Origin of the sequence: Bradyrhizobium sp. ARR65 (assembly GCF_000472385.1) — a bacterium.
Taxonomy (GTDB): Bacteria; Pseudomonadota; Alphaproteobacteria; order Rhizobiales; family Xanthobacteraceae; genus Bradyrhizobium.
Window position 1 is genome coordinate 217,196 of sequence record NZ_AWZU01000001.1, and the last position, 15,931, is coordinate 233,126.

The 15,931-nt window shown below is 64.0% G+C and carries 17 protein-coding genes; 8 read left to right on the forward strand and 9 right to left on the reverse strand.

The window, feature by feature from the left end; all coding sequences use genetic code 11:
- Positions 1–23 precede the first annotated feature (23 nt).
- From F758_RS0101110 to F758_RS0101125, 4 genes are all read left to right on the forward strand, one after another.
- The gene (locus F758_RS0101110) at positions 24–1,838 is read left to right on the forward strand and encodes a long-chain-acyl-CoA synthetase (RefSeq protein ID WP_024506108.1); all 1,815 of its coding nucleotides are present in this window, start codon (positions 24–26) and stop codon (positions 1,836–1,838) included.
- Between the two features lie 147 nt (positions 1,839–1,985).
- Positions 1,986–2,231 carry an acyl carrier protein gene (locus tag F758_RS0101115; RefSeq protein ID WP_024506109.1) on the forward strand — a complete coding sequence of 82 codons (246 nt, stop codon included), beginning with the start codon at positions 1,986–1,988 and terminating at the stop codon, positions 2,229–2,231.
- Complete coding sequence (locus tag F758_RS0101120) at positions 2,218–3,603, forward strand: class I adenylate-forming enzyme family protein (RefSeq protein WP_024506110.1); 1,386 nt, start codon at positions 2,218–2,220, stop codon at positions 3,601–3,603. The genes F758_RS0101115 and F758_RS0101120 overlap by 14 nt, the downstream gene beginning before the upstream one ends.
- Positions 3,596–4,321 carry an SDR family NAD(P)-dependent oxidoreductase gene (locus F758_RS0101125; RefSeq protein ID WP_024506111.1) on the forward strand — a complete coding sequence of 242 codons (726 nt, stop codon included), beginning with the start codon at positions 3,596–3,598 and terminating at the stop codon, positions 4,319–4,321. Before F758_RS0101120 ends, F758_RS0101125 begins: the two co-directional genes overlap by 8 nt.
- 21 nt (positions 4,322–4,342) lie before the next feature.
- Here the strand turns inward: F758_RS0101125 and F758_RS0101130 are convergent, their stop codons facing one another.
- From F758_RS0101130 to F758_RS0101150, 5 genes are read right to left on the reverse strand one after another with little or no spacing between them, the layout of a single operon-like run.
- Positions 4,343–5,395 carry a 4-hydroxythreonine-4-phosphate dehydrogenase PdxA gene (locus F758_RS0101130; RefSeq protein ID WP_024506112.1) on the reverse strand — a complete coding sequence of 351 codons (1,053 nt, stop codon included), beginning with the start codon at positions 5,393–5,395 and terminating at the stop codon, positions 4,343–4,345.
- On the reverse strand, positions 5,392–6,918 hold the full coding sequence (locus F758_RS0101135; protein ID WP_024506113.1) for a tripartite tricarboxylate transporter permease: 1,527 nt from the start codon (positions 6,916–6,918) through the stop codon (positions 5,392–5,394). The genes F758_RS0101130 and F758_RS0101135 overlap by 4 nt, the downstream gene beginning before the upstream one ends.
- Positions 6,919–6,929: 11 nt before the next feature.
- Positions 6,930–7,394 (reverse strand): tripartite tricarboxylate transporter TctB family protein, encoded by a 465-nt coding sequence (locus F758_RS0101140; RefSeq protein ID WP_024506114.1) that lies wholly within the window; start codon positions 7,392–7,394, stop codon positions 6,930–6,932.
- Positions 7,395–7,445: 51 nt separating this feature from the next.
- Positions 7,446–8,438, reverse strand: coding sequence for a Bug family tripartite tricarboxylate transporter substrate binding protein (locus tag F758_RS0101145; protein WP_024506115.1), 993 nt, complete (start codon positions 8,436–8,438; stop codon positions 7,446–7,448).
- Between the two features lie 46 nt (positions 8,439–8,484).
- Positions 8,485–9,756, reverse strand: a complete 1,272-nt coding sequence (locus F758_RS0101150; protein ID WP_035720399.1) for a CaiB/BaiF CoA transferase family protein — start codon at positions 9,754–9,756, stop codon at positions 8,485–8,487.
- Between the two features lie 124 nt (positions 9,757–9,880).
- Between F758_RS0101150 and F758_RS0101155 the strand changes: the two genes are divergently transcribed.
- Both F758_RS0101155 and F758_RS0101160 read left to right on the forward strand, forming a co-directional pair.
- A complete protein-coding gene (locus F758_RS0101155; protein ID WP_024506117.1) occupies positions 9,881–10,540 on the forward strand; it encodes a GntR family transcriptional regulator in 660 nt (219 codons plus the stop codon).
- A gap of 184 nt (positions 10,541–10,724) precedes the next feature.
- Positions 10,725–10,952: a hypothetical protein gene (locus tag F758_RS0101160; protein ID WP_157449810.1), complete on the forward strand. Its 228-nt coding sequence runs from the start codon at positions 10,725–10,727 to the stop codon at positions 10,950–10,952.
- A gap of 13 nt (positions 10,953–10,965) precedes the next feature.
- Here the strand turns inward: F758_RS0101160 and F758_RS0101165 are convergent, their stop codons facing one another.
- Positions 10,966–11,343, reverse strand: coding sequence for a hypothetical protein (locus tag F758_RS0101165; RefSeq protein ID WP_024506119.1), 378 nt, complete (start codon positions 11,341–11,343; stop codon positions 10,966–10,968).
- Between the two features lie 151 nt (positions 11,344–11,494).
- Between F758_RS0101165 and F758_RS0101170 the strand changes: the two genes are divergently transcribed.
- Positions 11,495–12,211 carry an MgtC/SapB family protein gene (locus F758_RS0101170; RefSeq protein ID WP_024506120.1) on the forward strand — a complete coding sequence of 239 codons (717 nt, stop codon included), beginning with the start codon at positions 11,495–11,497 and terminating at the stop codon, positions 12,209–12,211.
- A 116-nt stretch (positions 12,212–12,327) separates the two neighbouring features.
- Here F758_RS0101170 and F758_RS0101175 read toward each other — a convergent pair whose 3' ends face one another.
- Entirely contained in the window at positions 12,328–13,134 is an 807-nt protein-coding gene (locus F758_RS0101175; protein WP_024506121.1) for an RMD1 family protein, read from the reverse strand.
- A 206-nt stretch (positions 13,135–13,340) separates the two neighbouring features.
- On the opposite strand from F758_RS0101175, the gene F758_RS0101180 reads away from it, so the two are divergent.
- Positions 13,341–14,492, forward strand: coding sequence for a DUF3095 domain-containing protein (locus F758_RS0101180; protein ID WP_024506122.1), 1,152 nt, complete (start codon positions 13,341–13,343; stop codon positions 14,490–14,492).
- A 159-nt stretch (positions 14,493–14,651) separates the two neighbouring features.
- Here the strand turns inward: F758_RS0101180 and F758_RS0101185 are convergent, their stop codons facing one another.
- The gene (locus F758_RS0101185; protein WP_024506123.1) at positions 14,652–15,089 is read right to left on the reverse strand and encodes a DUF2147 domain-containing protein; all 438 of its coding nucleotides are present in this window, start codon (positions 15,087–15,089) and stop codon (positions 14,652–14,654) included.
- Positions 15,090–15,249: 160 nt separating this feature from the next.
- Positions 15,250–15,777 carry a GNAT family N-acetyltransferase gene (locus F758_RS0101190; RefSeq protein ID WP_024506124.1) on the reverse strand — a complete coding sequence of 176 codons (528 nt, stop codon included), beginning with the start codon at positions 15,775–15,777 and terminating at the stop codon, positions 15,250–15,252.
- Between the last annotated feature and the right edge of the window lie 154 nt (positions 15,778–15,931).

Consider the following 15,931-nt stretch of genomic DNA (forward strand, 5'->3'; position numbering starts at 1 on the left):
CCGAGGCAAGCAGAACTTTGGCCATGAACGCAGGCGTGATCGATCGATCGACCGAAGACAGGAACTCGCGAAAGTCCTCAGCCGCGAAGGCCTGGCTCAAGGCGATCGAGCTGACCTCGCGGATCGAAACTGAACCGCACCGCCTGTTCGCGGATGTGGTGGAGGACTGGGCCAAGCGGCAGCCACAGCGCCCCGCGCTGATCTCGCCGCGCGAAAGCTTCACCTACGAGCGGCTCGCCGGCCGGATCAGCCAATATGCCCGCTGGGCACGCGGTCAGGGAATTGCGCACCGCAACACGGTCTGCCTGATCATGCCGACCACGCCCGACTATGTCGCCTGCTGGCTCGGCATCAGCAAGATCGGCGCCGCGGTGGCGCTGATCAACACCAGGCTGGTCGGCCAGTCGCTCGCCCATTGCATCAACGTCGCCGGCGCTGATCACGTCATTCTCGCCGCCGATTATCTCGACATGTTCGAGACGGCGCGTCCGCATCTGGCGCGCGCGCCCAAAGTCTGGACGCTGGGCGCTGGCACCGACGGCGCAGCTCTGGACGCCGCGCTGGATGCGATGCCGGCGGACCCGTTGTCATCTGCCGAGCGCGACGAGGTTAGGATCGATAATCGCGCGCTGCTGATCTACACCTCCGGAACCACCGGCCTGCCGAAAGCGGCCAATATCAGCCATCGCCGTATCCTGAATTGGGGCGGCTGGTTCGCCGGCCTGACGGACGTTTCGGTTGATGATCGGCTCTACAATTGCCTGCCGGTCTATCATTCCGTCGGCGGCATCGTTGCGCCCTGCAGCATGCTGAGCGCCGGCGGCTCGGTCGTGCTGGCGGAGAAGTTCTCGGCAACGAGCTTCTGGACCGACATACTGCGTTTTGATTGCACGCTGTTCCAATATATCGGCGAGCTCTGCCGCTATCTTCTGAAGGCGCCGATCTGCGAAGCCGAAACAAGGCACCGGCTGCGCCTCGCCATCGGCAATGGCTTGCGCGGCGATATCTGGGAGGCCTTCGCCACGCGCTTTGCGATCCCGCAGATCCTCGAATTCTACGCCGCGACTGAGGGCAATTTCTCGCTCTTCAACGTGGAGGGCAAAGTCGGCGCCATCGGGCGGATTCCGCCGCTGCTGGCGCATCGCTTTCCCGCCGCGATTGTGAAGATCGATGCCGAAAGCGGTGATCCCGTTCGTGGCCAGGATGGACTCTGCATTGCGTGTCCCCGCGGCGAAGCAGGCGAGGCGATCGGGCGGATCGGCACCGCCGATCAGGGCGGCGGTCGCTTCGAGGGCTACACCGATGCCGCCGCTTCCGAGAAGAAGATCTTGCGTGACGTCTTCACGATCGGCGACGCCTGGTTTCGCACCGGCGATCTGATGCTGCTGGACGAGCAGGGCTACTTCCATTTCGTCGACCGGGTCGGCGATACCTTCCGCTGGAAAGGCGAGAATGTCGCGACCAGCGAGGTCAACGATGCGATCAGGGACTGTCCGGGTGTTCTCGACGCATCGACCTATGGCGTCAGCGTCCCCGGAGCCGATGGCCGCGCAGGCATGGCCGCGATCGCGCCGGGCGACGGTTTTGATTTGAGAACCTTCAGCGACCATTTGGCGCGCCGGCTGCCGCTTTACGCGCTGCCTGTTTTCGTGAGGTTCTGCCGCGCGCTCGATGCGACCGAAACCTTCAAGCAGAAGAAGCAGCAATTGATCCGCGAGGGATTCGATCCCGCCATCGTGCGTGATCCGTTGTTCGTGAAGGATCCGGCAAGTGGCGACTACCGGGCGATCGACAGCGCGATTTACGCGTGCATCGTGGAAGGTGCGATCAGGCTTTAGGCCGGTTTGGCAATGCACGGCATTTTATGCAATGCGGCAAGCAAGACGTTTACCACGCAATGCGAAAGGCGGCGGAAGAGCGGAGTTGGTTCAGATTTTCGCCCTATGATGGACGACAGCAAATTTAATAAAAAGACGAGGCAATCGATGTCGGTACGGTTAAAGATCTTCTCGGCGATGCAGCAGATTGCCGAAGAGCAAAAGGTCACGCTCCCGCAGCTCCAAGACGATCTGTCGCTGCACGAGACGGGCTTCGATTCGCTGGCGTTTGCGATCCTGGTGGCGAGGCTCGAGGACGAGCTCGGTGTCGATCCGTTTACCCTGGCCGAGGATGCGGCCTTCCCGCTGACGATCGGCGATTTCGTCCGGGCCTACGAAAATGTCCCCGCGTGAGGTCTTCGCGCTTCGCGACTATCTCAGCCCCGATTTGACGGGCCGCACGATCTCCGACGCGCGGCACAGCGTGTCCCTGAGCGGCATTCTTCAGCAGACCTGCCTCATCGACCGCTGGCGCGAGCTGTCGGGACGTTCGGTGCTGCTCTCGACGTCGGGCCAACTGTTGGCCGCGCTCGCGATGATCGAGCTCGATGGGGTGGCGCGGCGCCTGCTGCTGTGTCCGCCCGATCTGAAGGACGATCACATTCAAACCTTGATCAACGACGCCGATATCGATGCCATCGTCACAGACCAGCCGCTGCGCTGGTCGAATGCCGGCGTGTATCTGATCGTCGGCGCATGCCTGCCCGAACGGGCGCGTGCAAAGCCGAGGACCGAACGGGCAACCGAATGGCTGATGCTCACCTCGGGCACGTCGGGCGCGCCGAAGATCGTCGGTCACACGCTGGAGGGATTGACCGGCGCGATCGGCACTGACGCGCCTGCGCGCGGCGACGGTGCCGTGTGGGCGACGTTCTACGACATCCGCCGCTATGGCGGATTGCAGATATTCCTGCGTGCCGTGATCGGCGGCGGATCGATCGTGTTGTCCGAGCCGGGCGAGCCGCTGGCCGATCATGTGGCGCGGCTTTCCGCGCGCGGCGTGACGCATATTTCGGGCACGCCGTCGCATTGGCGCAAGCTCTTGATGAGCGGAGCGGCATCGAGCTTCTCCCCGCGCTATGTCCGCCTGTCCGGCGAGATCGCCGACCAGGCGGTGCTCGATGGCCTGGCCCAGGCTTTTCCGAATGCCTCCATCGGCCACGCCTATGCCTCGACCGAAGCCGGCGTTGGCTTTGCCGTGAATGACGGGCGCGCGGGTTTTCCCGCGGGCCTGATCGGGCAAAATCGCGACGGCGTCGAGATGAAGGTCGTCGACGGCTCGCTTCGCATCCGCTCCAAGCGAACCGCGCATGCCTATATCGGCGCGAACGCCGCGGCGCTGACGGATGCGGACGGCTTTGTCGATACGGGCGACATGGTGGAGCTGCGCGATGACCGCTACTATTTTGTCGGCCGGCGCGGCGGCATCATCAATATCGGCGGCTTGAAAGTTCATCCCGAAGAGATCGAAGCCGTGATCAACCGGCACGCCGACGTGCGGATGTCGCGCGCACGCTCGCGCAAGAGCCCCATCACCGGCGCCATCGTGGTGGCCGATGTCGTGCTCGCCAACGGCACAGATGCCAGCCGCAGCGAAGCCATCGCCAGGGAAATTCTCAGCGTCTGCCGGGCTGCGCTGCCCGCGCACAAGGTGCCGGCCACGATCCGTTTCGTCGAGCAGCTCGACGTTACGCCGGCCGGAAAGCTGGCGCGCGCCGATGCGTAATGTTCTCGTCACCGGCGGCAGCCGCGGCATCGGGCTTGCGATTGCGCGCAGGCTCGTGACTGTCGGCTACAACGTCATCGCGGTGGCCCGGCGCGAGAACGACGAGCTGCGTGCCGCGATCCGCGAGGTCGGCGAAGACCGCCTTCACTTCAGGGCCTTCGACCTCAGCCAGGTCAACGCGATCCAGTCCTTTGTCAAGTCGCTGCGCGACGAGTTCGGCCCGATTTACGGCCTCGTCAACAATGCGGGAATTGGCACCGAGGGGCTCTTGGCCACCATGCACAATTCCGAAATCGAGGCGCTGATCCGCCTCAACGTGCTCTCACCGGTCGTTCTCACCAAATATGTCGTCCGGCACATGATGGCCGACGGCGCCGGGCGCATCGTCAACATCTCCTCCATCATCGCATCCACCGGCTATAACGGCCTCTCCGTCTATGGCGCGACCAAAGCGGCGGCCAGCGGCTTCACGCGCTCCCTGGCAAGAGAGGTCGGCAAGCTCGGCATCACCGTGAACGCGATCGCGCCCGGCTTCATCGATACCGAATTGACGCAGACCCTTTCCGATGAGGGCCGCAAGCGGATCGTCGGCCGCAGCGCGCTGCGCCGCTTGCCCGAGGCCGACGATGTTGCGGCCATGGTGGAATATCTGCTCGGCGACGGCGGTCGCAACATCAGCGGGACCGTGCTGACGGTGGACGCCGGCAACACCGCGTGACCGCCCTCTAGGAGATGACATCTACGAGGCGGTCGCGGCGCGGACCGCGGCCCGAGATTGGGAGCCTGGCGTCCGGCAGGCCATCTCCGCGGCGAGCAGCACGGCAGCCTTGGTTGCGCCGATCGCGGCAATGCCGCGGCCGGCGATGTCATAGGCTGTGCCGTGGGCCGGCGTGCAGATCGGAAACGGAAAGCCGCCGAGCAGCGTCACGCCGCGATCAAAGCCCAGCAGCTTCATCGCGATCTGGCCCTGGTCGTGATACATCGTCAGCACCGCGTCGAATGCGCCATCGCGTGCACGCAAGAAAACGGTATCGGCCGGAAACGGTCCCTCCGCGGCGATGCCGTCGTGCCGCGCGGTCGAGACCGCGGGCGCGATGATGTCGATCTCCTCGGTCCCGAAATTGCCGCTGTCGCCGGCATGCGGGTTGAGCCCCGCCACCGCAATCCGCGGGCGGGCAAAGCCGGCGCTGCGCATGCACTGGTCGGTGAGTTTCAGCGCGCGATGGATGCGTTCGACGCTCAGGCTCGAGGCCACATCCTTGAGCGCAATATGCGAGGTGACGCGCGCGTTCCAAAGTCGCTCCAGCACGTTGAATTCGCTCGCCGGCGTGGTGAGGCCGACGACCTCGGCGGAAAAGGCGATTTCATCATCATAGACAGGCCGCGCCAGTCGCATCGCGCGCTTGTTGAAGGGCGTAAAACAGACGGCGTCGGCGCGACCGTCGCGGGCGAGCGTGAGCGCATGGCGATAGTTCTGAAGCGCGAAGGCTCCGCCCGCTTCGCTGGCCACCGCGCGCGTGATGCCCGCAGGGTCAAGATGGGCCAGATCGATGAACAGCGGTTCGTCATTCCCGGCTTCGACCTCAGTGCCGGGCGCAATCGTCTTGAGCTCAGGCTTGATGCCGGCGATTCGCGCGCCTTCGTCGAATACACGACGGTCGCCGATCACGACCAGGCGGGCTTGCGAGCTTACCTCGTCGAGCGACACCAGCTTTGCCGTCAGCTCCGGGCTGATGCCGGCGGGATCGCCCATTGCGAGCGCGATGATGGGACGGTGGCGTGCCTGGCTCATATGACCCTCACTTTTTCGTGCCGCGCCTCGGCGCCGCCGCGCAGCAGGCGCAGCACTTGCAACAGGAGCGGCAGCAGCAACAGGGCGATGCCGACGATGACAAGGCTCGTCACCAGCCGGTTGTCGAAGAAGATTTCAAGCGAGCCCTTCGACATCAGCATGGATTGCCGGAATGCATCCTCGGCCTTGTCGCCGATCACGATTGCCAGCACCAGTGGCGCCAATGGATAAGAGAGCTTCTTGAAGAGATAGCCGACCACGCCGAAGCCGAGCATCAGCACGATGTCGAGATAGGAGTTCGAGACCGAATAGGCGCCGACCGCGCAGATGATCACGATCAGCGGCGCGATGATGACGAAGGGAATCCGCATCAATGCCGCGAAGACGGGCACGGTAAGCAGCACCAGCGCCACCGCGACGATGTTGCCGACATACATCGAGGCGATCAGACCCCAGACGAAATCCTTCTGATCGACAAACAGCATCGGTCCTGGATTGAGGCCCCAGATCATCAAGCCGCCCATCATGACGGCGGCGGTGGCCGAGCCGGGGATGCCGAGCGAGAGCATCGGCAGCAGAGCGCTGGTGCCGGCGGCGTGGTCGGCGGTTTCCGGCGCGATGATGCCTTCGACCTCGCCGCTGCCGAAGCGCTGGCCACGTCGTGAGAAGCGCTTGGCAATCCCGTAGCTCATGAAGGAGGCGGCGGTCGGGCCGCCCGGGGTGATGCCCATCCAGCAGCCGATCGCGGCGCTGCGCAGCAGCGCCGTGGCATGCTTCGGCAGCCGGGCGACTGCGCGGAACACCTCCAGCCAATCGATTTTCGAGGAAACGGCGCGGGCGTGAATTTCCTCCTCCACCGCGATCAGGAGTTCGCCGATGCCGAACAACCCCATTACCGCGACCACGAAACTGACGCCCTTCACCAGCTCATCGACGCCCATGGTGAGCCGCACACTGCCCGACACGGTGTCGATGCCGATCGCGGCGATAGCAAAGCCGATCGCGAGCGCCACCACCGTCTTCATCGGCGCCGCGCCGCCCATGCCGACGAAGCTGGCGAAGGCCAGGAAATAGACGGCGAAATATTCCGCCGGCCCGAAGGCGAGCGCGACCTGCGCCACCCAGGAGGCAAGAAAGGTGATCAGGATGACCCCGACCAGCGCGCCGAACGCTGCCGAGCCGAAGGCGGTGGCGAGCGCGGTGGTCGGCCGTCCTTCGCGCGCCATCGGATAGCCGTCGAAGGTGGTCGCGACCGAGGACGGCTCGCCGGGAATGTTGAACAGGATCGAGGTGACGGAGCCGCCGAACAGCGCGCCCCAATACATGCTGGAGAGGAGGATGATCGCCGAGACCGGCTGCATGCCGAAGGTCAGCGGCAACAGCAGCGATACGCCGTTGGGTGCGCCAAGCCCCGGCAGCACGCCGACGAGAATGCCGAGCAGCACGCCGACCACCATCAGCACCAGATGCTGTGCGCTGAGCGCGATGGCAAAGCCGTGCAGCAGCGCCTCTAGGTTTTCCATCGCTTGGCCTCCTAGTAGCCCAGCGCCGCGGCGAGTTCGCCATGCGGCAGGCTCACCTGGAACATGCGCTCGAACACGATGTAGAGCGCGACCGGTGTCGCCACCGCGATGATCAGCGAGCGGGCGAGCGATTGATGTTTGGCCAGCGCCAGCACCCCAAAAATGTACCCGGCTGAAGCGACATACATGCCCGCCAGCGGAACGGCGCCGACAAAGATCGCCGCGGGCACGAACAGTCCCGCGATGCGGCGCAAATCGGCGCGGGACACCGCGATGCCCGCGGCGAGCCAGCCGCGCGCGAGATTGTAGAGGCTGCCGGCGAGGATGATCACGCCGGTGAGGAAGGGAAAGGTGCCGGGATCGACGCCGGCCTCGCCCCAGCCGATGCCGTTGTCGAGGCTGGAGATGATGACCGCAAGCCCGAAGCTTCCCGTCAGCAACGCCGTCAAGAGTTCAAGGACGCGCCGCGATATCATGATGACCGATCCTGTGGAAAGGAGCGCGGACGGATGCCGCGCCGGGTTGCATCACTTGACCAGCCAGCCCTGCTCGGCGGCGACCTGCTTCACATGTTCGAGGTCCTGCTTGATGAAGGCGTCGAAAGCCTCGCCGGTGAGGAACGTGTTCACCTGCGAAGTCTTCTCGATGTAATCCTTCCATTCCGGCGTCCCCTGCACCTTTTTCATGAGATCGACATAGTAGGCGGCCTGTTCGCTCGTGACTTTGCCGGGCAGCCACACGGTGCGCGGCTGCTCATATTGCGGGATCGCAAGGCCCTGCTCGACGCAGGTCGGCACATCGCTCCAGCCTTCGCTCGCCGTGACCTTCGGGCCGTCCGGCAGCCGTTTCGGACTGAAGGCGCAAAGCGGACGCTGCGTGCCGCCACGCCATTGGCCGACGCTTTCGCTGGGATTATTGACATGGGAATCGATATGGCCGCCCGCGAGCTGCACGGCAGCCTCCGCGCCGCTCTTGAACGGGATGTAGGTGAGCTTGATATGGCCGACCTTCTCGATCATCCGCGTCAGCACTTCGTCGGTGTCCTTCGATTGCGCGCCGCCCATCTTGAAAGCGCCCGAGGTGGCCGCCTTCAGGTAGTCGCCGACCGTCTTGTAGGGCGCGTCCTGCTTCACCCACAGCAGGAACTCATCCTGCGCCATCGCCGCGACCGGTGTGAGGTCGGTGTAGTTGAATGCGACCTTTGAGACCAGCGGCTGCTGCCAGGCATTGGATGTGCCGAAGATCACCTTGTACGGATCGCCGGCGGAAGCCTTGCCATAGACGTAACCTTCCGCGCCGCTGCCGCCGCCCTTGTTGACGACGACGACCGGCTGATCGGTCAGCTTGTATTTGGTGATGATGCTCTGCACCGCGCGGGCGAGATTATCCGTGCCGCCGCCGGGCCCGGCGGTAGCGACGAACTCGATCGGCTTCTGCGGCTGCCAGGCGGCCTGCACCGGCATCGCGCCGACAAGCGCACACGCAGCCGCGGACAGCAAAAATCCTGATGTGATCTTCATGGTTTCCTCCAGCTTTTGTTTTTGTTGGTTGGTCGCCGATCTTACGTCATGCGACCTGTTGACCTGGTTTGGGAACGTCTTCCGCGGCGAACACGGCGCCCTCCCGTTCGAAGGCCTCGATCTGCGCGTGGTCGAAGCCGTATTCGCGCAAGACCTCGCGGGTGTGCTCGCCGTAAACGGGCGCGCCGCTGCGGACCTTGCCCGGTGTCTCCGAAAATTTCACCGGCAGGCCAATGGTCTTGACCGGCCCGAGCGTCGAATGATCGACCGCAACCACCATGTCGCGCGCCAGCGTCTGCGGATCGCAAAGCGCCTGCAGCATGTCGTTGACGGGACCGCAGGGCACGCCTTTCTCTTCCAGAGCGGCGAGCCAATGGTCGCGCGTCTGTTTACGAAAACGCCGGCTCAGCTCCGTCTCCAGCTCTTTCAGATTCGCCATGCGGTCGGAGCCGTTGACGAAGCGCGGGTCGGCGGCGAGCTCCGGTGCACCGAGCGCCTCCAGCATCAACAGCCAGTTCTTCTTGTTGGCACCGCCGACCACCAGCCAGCCGTCCGAGGCCTCGAACGCCTGGTAAGGCGCATTGAGCGGATGCGCCGAGCCCATCGCGCGCGGCGCGGTGTCCGTGGCAAGCGCGATGGTCGATTGCCAATAGGTCTGCACGAGCGCCGCTTCGAACAGCGAGGTCTCGACCCATTGTCCCTCGCCGGTCTTCAAGCGATGCGCATAGGCCGCGAGAATGCCCATGGCCGCGAGCAGGCCGGCGGTGATGTCCGACAGCGGTGGACCACATTTGACCGGCGGGCCGTCCGGCCGCTCGCCGGTAAAGCTCATGATGCCGCTCATCGCCTGCGCGACGAGATCGAAGCCGCGGCGATGCTTGTACGGGCCGGTGCGGCCAAAGCCCGACAGCGAGCAATAGATCAGCGCGGGAAAATCCTTGTGCAAGGCTTCATAGCCGAAGCCGAGCCGCTCCATGGCGCCGGGCGCGAAATTCTCCACCAGCACGTCGGCGCCGGCGATCAGCCGCCGCAAAATCGTCTTGCCGCCGTCGGTCTTGAGGTCGAGCACAATGCCGCGCTTGTTGCGGTTCATCATGAGGAAGGAGGCGGCCTCGTCGCCGATCTTCGGCGGCACGGAATGGCGCGTATCGTCGCCGTTCGGCCATTTCTCGATCTTGATGACTTCCGCGCCCATGTCGGCGAGCATCAGCGTGCAGGTTGGCCCCGCCATCACATGGGTGAGATCGATCACCTTGAGGCCGGCGAGCGGCCCGGCGGCGCGCGGCTGGGTCTCGGCGGCAGAGATCGGCTTGTTCATCTTGCTAGGGCGCCTCTCTTCGTGTTTTGGAAATTTTGAATGCAAAATTGCGATTTATCAAGCTCGAACCCTCGATATTTTGGCTAATACCGGCTATTTTGAATGCAAAATTGGCTAAGGTATCATGCTGCACACTGAGGTCGTCGGCGCCATCCGCGCGATGCTGCTTGAGGGAGAGATTCCGCCGGGGGCGCGCATTCCCGAGCGCGAGCTCTGCGACAAGCTGCAGATCTCGCGTACGCCGCTGCGGGAGGCGCTGAAGGTGCTGGCGGTCGACGGCCTGGTGCAGCTCCTGCCCAACCGCGGCGCGCGCGCGGCAAAGCTCACGGATAAGGACCTGCGCGATTTGTTCGAGGTCTGCCAGGGTCTGGAGGCGCTTGCCGGCGAACTCGCCTGCGAACGCATCGGCGATGCGCAAGTCGCCACGATCGAAGCCGCCCATATCGAGATGGCGCAACATCATCGCGAGGGCGACCTCGCGGGCTATTATCGCTGCAACCGTCTCATCCATGAAGCGATCGTCGCAGCCGCGGACAATCCGGTGCTATCGGGGCTCTACGAGTCGGTGACCGCGCGCATCCGCCGCGCACGCTATGTCACGCCGATGACGCCGGAGCGCTGGGCGCTGGCGATGCAGGAGCACGATGCCATCCTCAACATGCTGAAGCGGCGCGACGGATTCGGGCTCGCTCACATCCTGCATACGCATCTTCGTCACAAGCGCGAGGAGGTCATTCGTGCCGGTTTTGCCGAGGACGGCCGCATGAGCGAGATTGATCGTTAGGGATGCGCTATGGCCGCGCGTCGCAGTTGGCTTGCGTAGGCTCGCTGCACGCTCCCTGCGCCTGCCAAGGTTTTCGACTGATTGGAATCAATTCATCCCGTGCGCATTTGGTGCTATGTTTGGTCACGAGATCGGTTCCAGCCTTACGTCAATCGATCTGCCCTTTCTGACGAGGGAGCTGACCATGGTCACTTCGCGTTCAGGTTCGTCATACATGGGCTCGGCGCCCGCCGAACGTCAGCAGAAGAAACCTGGGCTCGCCAATTCCGGATCCCAATGCGGTCCGATGACGCAACAGGGCACCATGGCTGCGCACAGCCATGATATGCATCCGCAAGGATTCTTGCGGCTGATCGGCGTTCACGAACCGGGGCAGAAGAAGCAAGACGTGGCGCGGCGTTTGCACGCCTGAAGGTTGCCGAAATTCATGTCCTGCGCTTCGGCAGGTCGACACGTTCGCCGCAAAACTCCGGCGGCCCGTCGATGAGCCTGCGGATGCGTCGCTCGCGTTCATCCGGCGGCAGCGAGGGATCCAGGAGCTCGGTGATCTGCTTGACCGCAAACGCCTCGATCTCGCTGGAGTTGCGATGTCGACCGTAACCCGCAACCGGCGCGACCTTCAGCCCCAGCTCCACCAATTGACGGATGGCTTCCGCGCGCACGGTCTGGTGGGCCTCCGCCCAGGCGTCGATCGCTGCGGTGAGCCTTTGGGATAATCTGACCGCGCTCGTGGCGTCGTGGCCCGCGCGCACAGCATGACTTGTATCGGTCTTGCTCTTGCTTGATTTGGCCACACCCGACATCCGACGGCGAGGCGCCGGTCTCCCTTCGTGTCCACGGTATGTGTTTTCACGCCTGCCGCATTTGACACTGATCAAAGACGACGCGCGATCTTGTCCTGCCGCGCCAACCATATTATGCGCAAGCGCGGAAGCGGGCCGATCGAGGTGGCGGGTGCAATTCATCAAGACCTTTCAGCTTTACGATTTTTTCGACACCTTGGTGAGCCTGCTGGGTGCCTTCGTATTCGGTACGCTGATCGGTGCCGAGCGCCAGTACCGGCAGAGGAGCGCCGGACTGCGGACCAACGTGCTTGTCTGCGTCGGCGCCGCCGCCTTTGTCGATCTTGGCAATCGCCTGACCGGCGCCGAGGGCAGCGTGCGGGTGATCGCCTACGTCGTCTCCGGCATCGGATTCCTGGGCGCCGGCGCGATCATGAAGGAAGGCGCCAACATTCGCGGTCTCAACACGGCGGCGACCTTGTGGGCCTGCGCCGCGGTGGGGGCTTGTGCGGGCGCGGACATGCTGGCGCAGTCCGCCGCGCTCACCGTTTTCGTGTTGGCCGGCAACACGCTGCTGCGCCCGCTGGTGAACGCGATCGATCGCATCCCGCTGCATGAAAAGTCGTCGGAAGCCAATTATGAAATCATTGTGACGACCAATTCCGAGCGTGCGCCCGAGATACGGGAAGCGCTGGGCAAGAGGCTGGAGGCGGCAAGCTACCCGATCAGGGAAACCAAGGTCGTGTATCGCTCCGATGAGAATGTCGAGGTGGCCGCCGAGCTGGTCACCCTCGCGGCCGAGCCGGACGAACTCGACGCCATCATCGCCGATCTTTCAAGGATAGCGGGCGTCAGTCACGCGACCTGGAATGTGAGCGCGATGGAGTAGGGCGCCGGGCGCTGCGGTCGTACGAGCCGTCATTCCGGGGCGGTCCAAAGGACCGAACCCGGAATCTCGAGATTCCGGGTTCGATGCTGCGCATCGCCCCGGAATGACCAGGCCGGTCAATGCCGCGTATAGATCTCGTAGAACGTGATCAGGATCTCGAACGCAATCAGAAACACGACGATCATTTCCAGCCGCAGCGCGCGCTTGGTATCGATGATGTCGGAGAGCGTGGTCGCGGTATCGGCGATCACCTCGAGCTTGCGGTTCATGGTCTCGGCGCGCTCGCTGAGCTCATATTCGTCCTCCAGCCGCGCATAGAGGCGTTCGAGGTCAGGACGATCCCACAGCACGTCGGGCTTGTCGCTCACGGCGACGCGGCCGGAGAGCCGGTGCTGGACGAGAAGGGCGTTGCCCAGAAGCTTGAGCAGGTCCCCGCGGTTTCGCGATGTGCGCCCCTCACGTCCGAGCTCGCGCGCAAAGGGTTCTATGGTGTCGAACACATTGGCAACCTGCCTTTCGTCGCGCGCCAGCACGACGCTCTTGGCCAGCGCATCGGCAACCACCAGCAGCCGCTCCACCGACAATTCCCGCACCAGGATCGGGCCGCCGACGGGAATTGGCTCGTCGCCCTCCTTGGCCACCTGAATTTTCGCCCACTCGTCTTCATATGGCGCGATCTTGCCGAAGGTGCGCGTTTCCAGCTTGCCCAGAAACTCCGCTTCCTGATCGGCGGTGAGTCCGACGAACACCACGACACCGTAGCGAAACACCACGGCGAAGCCATTCGAGCCGACCCGCACGGCCAAGGGCGCGGTGGACAGAAGTTGTCCCTCGAAACCGGCGGTATTGATGCGGTCGCCAATCTGCAGCGCGTGCGCCGAGACCTGATCTGTCGCGGAAGCGGTGGAAGCGGAATCTGCCATGGGCCTTGCCGAAGGGGATCGAGGACCGAACAACGTGTCTCGCGCTATCTTCCTTTCAAATATAGCAATGGTAAATGGAGATGATCGAGAGGCCGGGGCTTTCCCGATGCGGCGGCCGTCGTCCCGGGGCAACGGCACTTGACTGAAACCAATTCAGGACCCGCACGTATCTGCTGATAATCGTGCCCCAGCATTGCGCCAATCCCATGACCCCAGGCGGCAGCGACAGCTTCTATGGCGCTATTCCAGTGTTTCGCGGCTTTGAGCGGCTGATGGAGCCGTCCTTGTATTCGCCGTTACCTGACGACTGGACGGTTGGCGTTGCCGATATCGTCAATTCGACCCAGGCGATTGCGGCCAAGCGCTACAAGGCGGTGAACATGGCAGGCGCCGCCGTGATCGCGGCGGTGACCAACGCGCTGGAGGGCCGCGAATTCCCCTTCGTGTTCGGCGGCGATGGCGCAAGCTTTGCCGTGGCGCCGGCCGATCTGCCGCTCGCGCGGCAGGCGCTGGCTGCGACAGCGACGTGGGTGAAGGAGGACCTTGGCCTTGAGATGCGCATCGCGCTGGTCCCGCTCAGCGCCGTCCGCGGTTTGGGACTCGATGTGCGCGTCGCCCGGTTCGGGCCGTCGCCGAATTTGTCCTATGCGATGTTTTCCGGCGGCGGGCTCGCTTTCGCGGAAGCGGCGATGAAGCGCGGCGAGTTTGCGGTGACGCCTGCGCCGCCGGGCAGTCAGCCCGACCTGTCGGGCCTGTCATGCCGGTTCGAGGAAATTCCGACCTCGCGTGGTCTCATTCTGTCGGTGCTGGTCGTGCCGGCGCGCGACGCCGATCCGGCCGCCTTCCGCACGATGATCGAGGATATTCTCAAGGTCGTTGAACGCAGCCCGCAAGCGGGGCGGCCGGTGCCGGCGGGTGGCCCGGCGTTGCGCTGGCCACCGGCGGGCCTTGACTACGAGGCGCGCGCCTGGCGCGGCGGCTCGCTTGCTAGGCGGCGTGCGCTCGCCCTCGCGCGTACGCTGTTCGTCTATGCCGTGCTCCGCTTTGGGATCAAGATCGGCGGCTTCGTGCCGAAGCTCTATATGCAGCAGGTGGTGGAAAATTCCGACTTCCGCAAATATGACGACGGGCTGCGCATGGTCATCGATTGCACGGAAGACCTGGCAGCCGCTCTGGCGCAGCGTCTCGCCGCGGCGGCCGCGCAAGGCATCGTGCGTTACGGCCTGCACCGGCAGGATGCGGCCATGATGACCTGCTTCACGCGCAAGGTCACGCGCAGCGACCATGTGCATTTCATCGACGGCGCGCGTGGCGGTTATGCGTCCGCCGCGACGGCGCTGAAGGCGATGGCGATGTGAGGCCGAGCCAAAAAAGGACGGGCTTTTGGTCGAATCAGTTTCCGCGGATGCAGCGACAGTTCACTGCTCTGGCGCACCCGCCGATCAACATGCACAGCAATGATGCCGGAGGTTGGGCGCGCGCCCTCTCGATTCGGCTGGCTCGACGGCTGCTTTCGTTCAGCGCGCCCGGGTCCAGGTCTCGCCGCCGCAGAGCGCGCCGACGCAGCCTTCGACGTTCAGCGAATCGGGCCCCGTCATCGAGACATGGCTCGCATACATATTGCCGTCATCGGCATTGTAGATCTGGCCGGCCCAGCGATTGGCGCCGGACGGCTCCATGTCGGAAAACAGCGGCAGCCCGATCATCGGCCGCTTGGCGAGCGAGGGATTGGGATTCTTGCTGTCGGTGGCAGGTTTTCCGGTCGTGGAATCGACGGGCTCGCGCAGCCAGACGATGACTCCGCAGATTCCTTCGCCGCACTTGCTGACCCGCACCTTGGCGTCGCCCGCCTGCGTCAGCCAGACGCCGCTTGGCTCGAGAGCCTGCCCGTAAGCGGCGCCGGCGGCGAACAGACCCGCGAAAACCATGCCGATGACGGCCGCTCTGCAAACCATGAAGCTCCCCCTGAAAAAAGCAGGACTGAATAGCAATAAATTGGATTCGTGCAATGGGTTCGTCTGCGCAGCGATGAGCGTCAGCGCCGCGATGTCAGGCGCTTGTTGCCCTGCGGTCTTTTGCCCCAGCATTGCTGGTATGCATTGTGTTCGGTTCGTCTCACCAGGGCAGCCCGCAAAGATCGATCGTGCCTTGCCGAAGCTTGCGGCGGAGATCGTAGACGTACGGCGCGATCGCGGTGAAACGAATCCGCCCGCTTGGCTGCTCGGCAAAGATCTCGCCCTCAAACGGCGTCCAGCCGCGCGCCGCGTAGAACGGCACGTTCTTCGGTTCGCAGAACAGCATCGCGAAATCTGTGGAGGCTTCGTCCTTCAGGGTACGGATCGCCGCGTTCAGCGCGATCGTCGCATAGCCGCGGCCGCGCTGGTCTTCCCGGGTCAAGACCCCGCCGATGCCGCCGGCGCGCAGCTTGCGCCCATTCCAGGTCACGTCGCGACGATGGACGCCGACATGGCAGATGACGTCATCCAATTCATCTCTGACCAATACCCGAAGCTCGGCATGGGCGAAGACAATGCCTGCCCAGGGCAGCGTCGCAACGACGTGCGGCGGCCACACTGCGTCGAACAGCGGCTTTGCGTCCTTCCACGAGGCGTCCCCGTTCACAATGTCGATTTCGATGCTCATATCGCGTGCAAATCTTGGCGAGGACCGGGGCGCCGGATCGGGCCGGCAGCTCCTTGTCGGTTATCGGGCAGACGATTATCCGACATACCATCAATTTTCTCGACGGCGGTGAGCCGCGCCTGCCCGCGATTTTCGAATTTGGGATGTTCGAAAT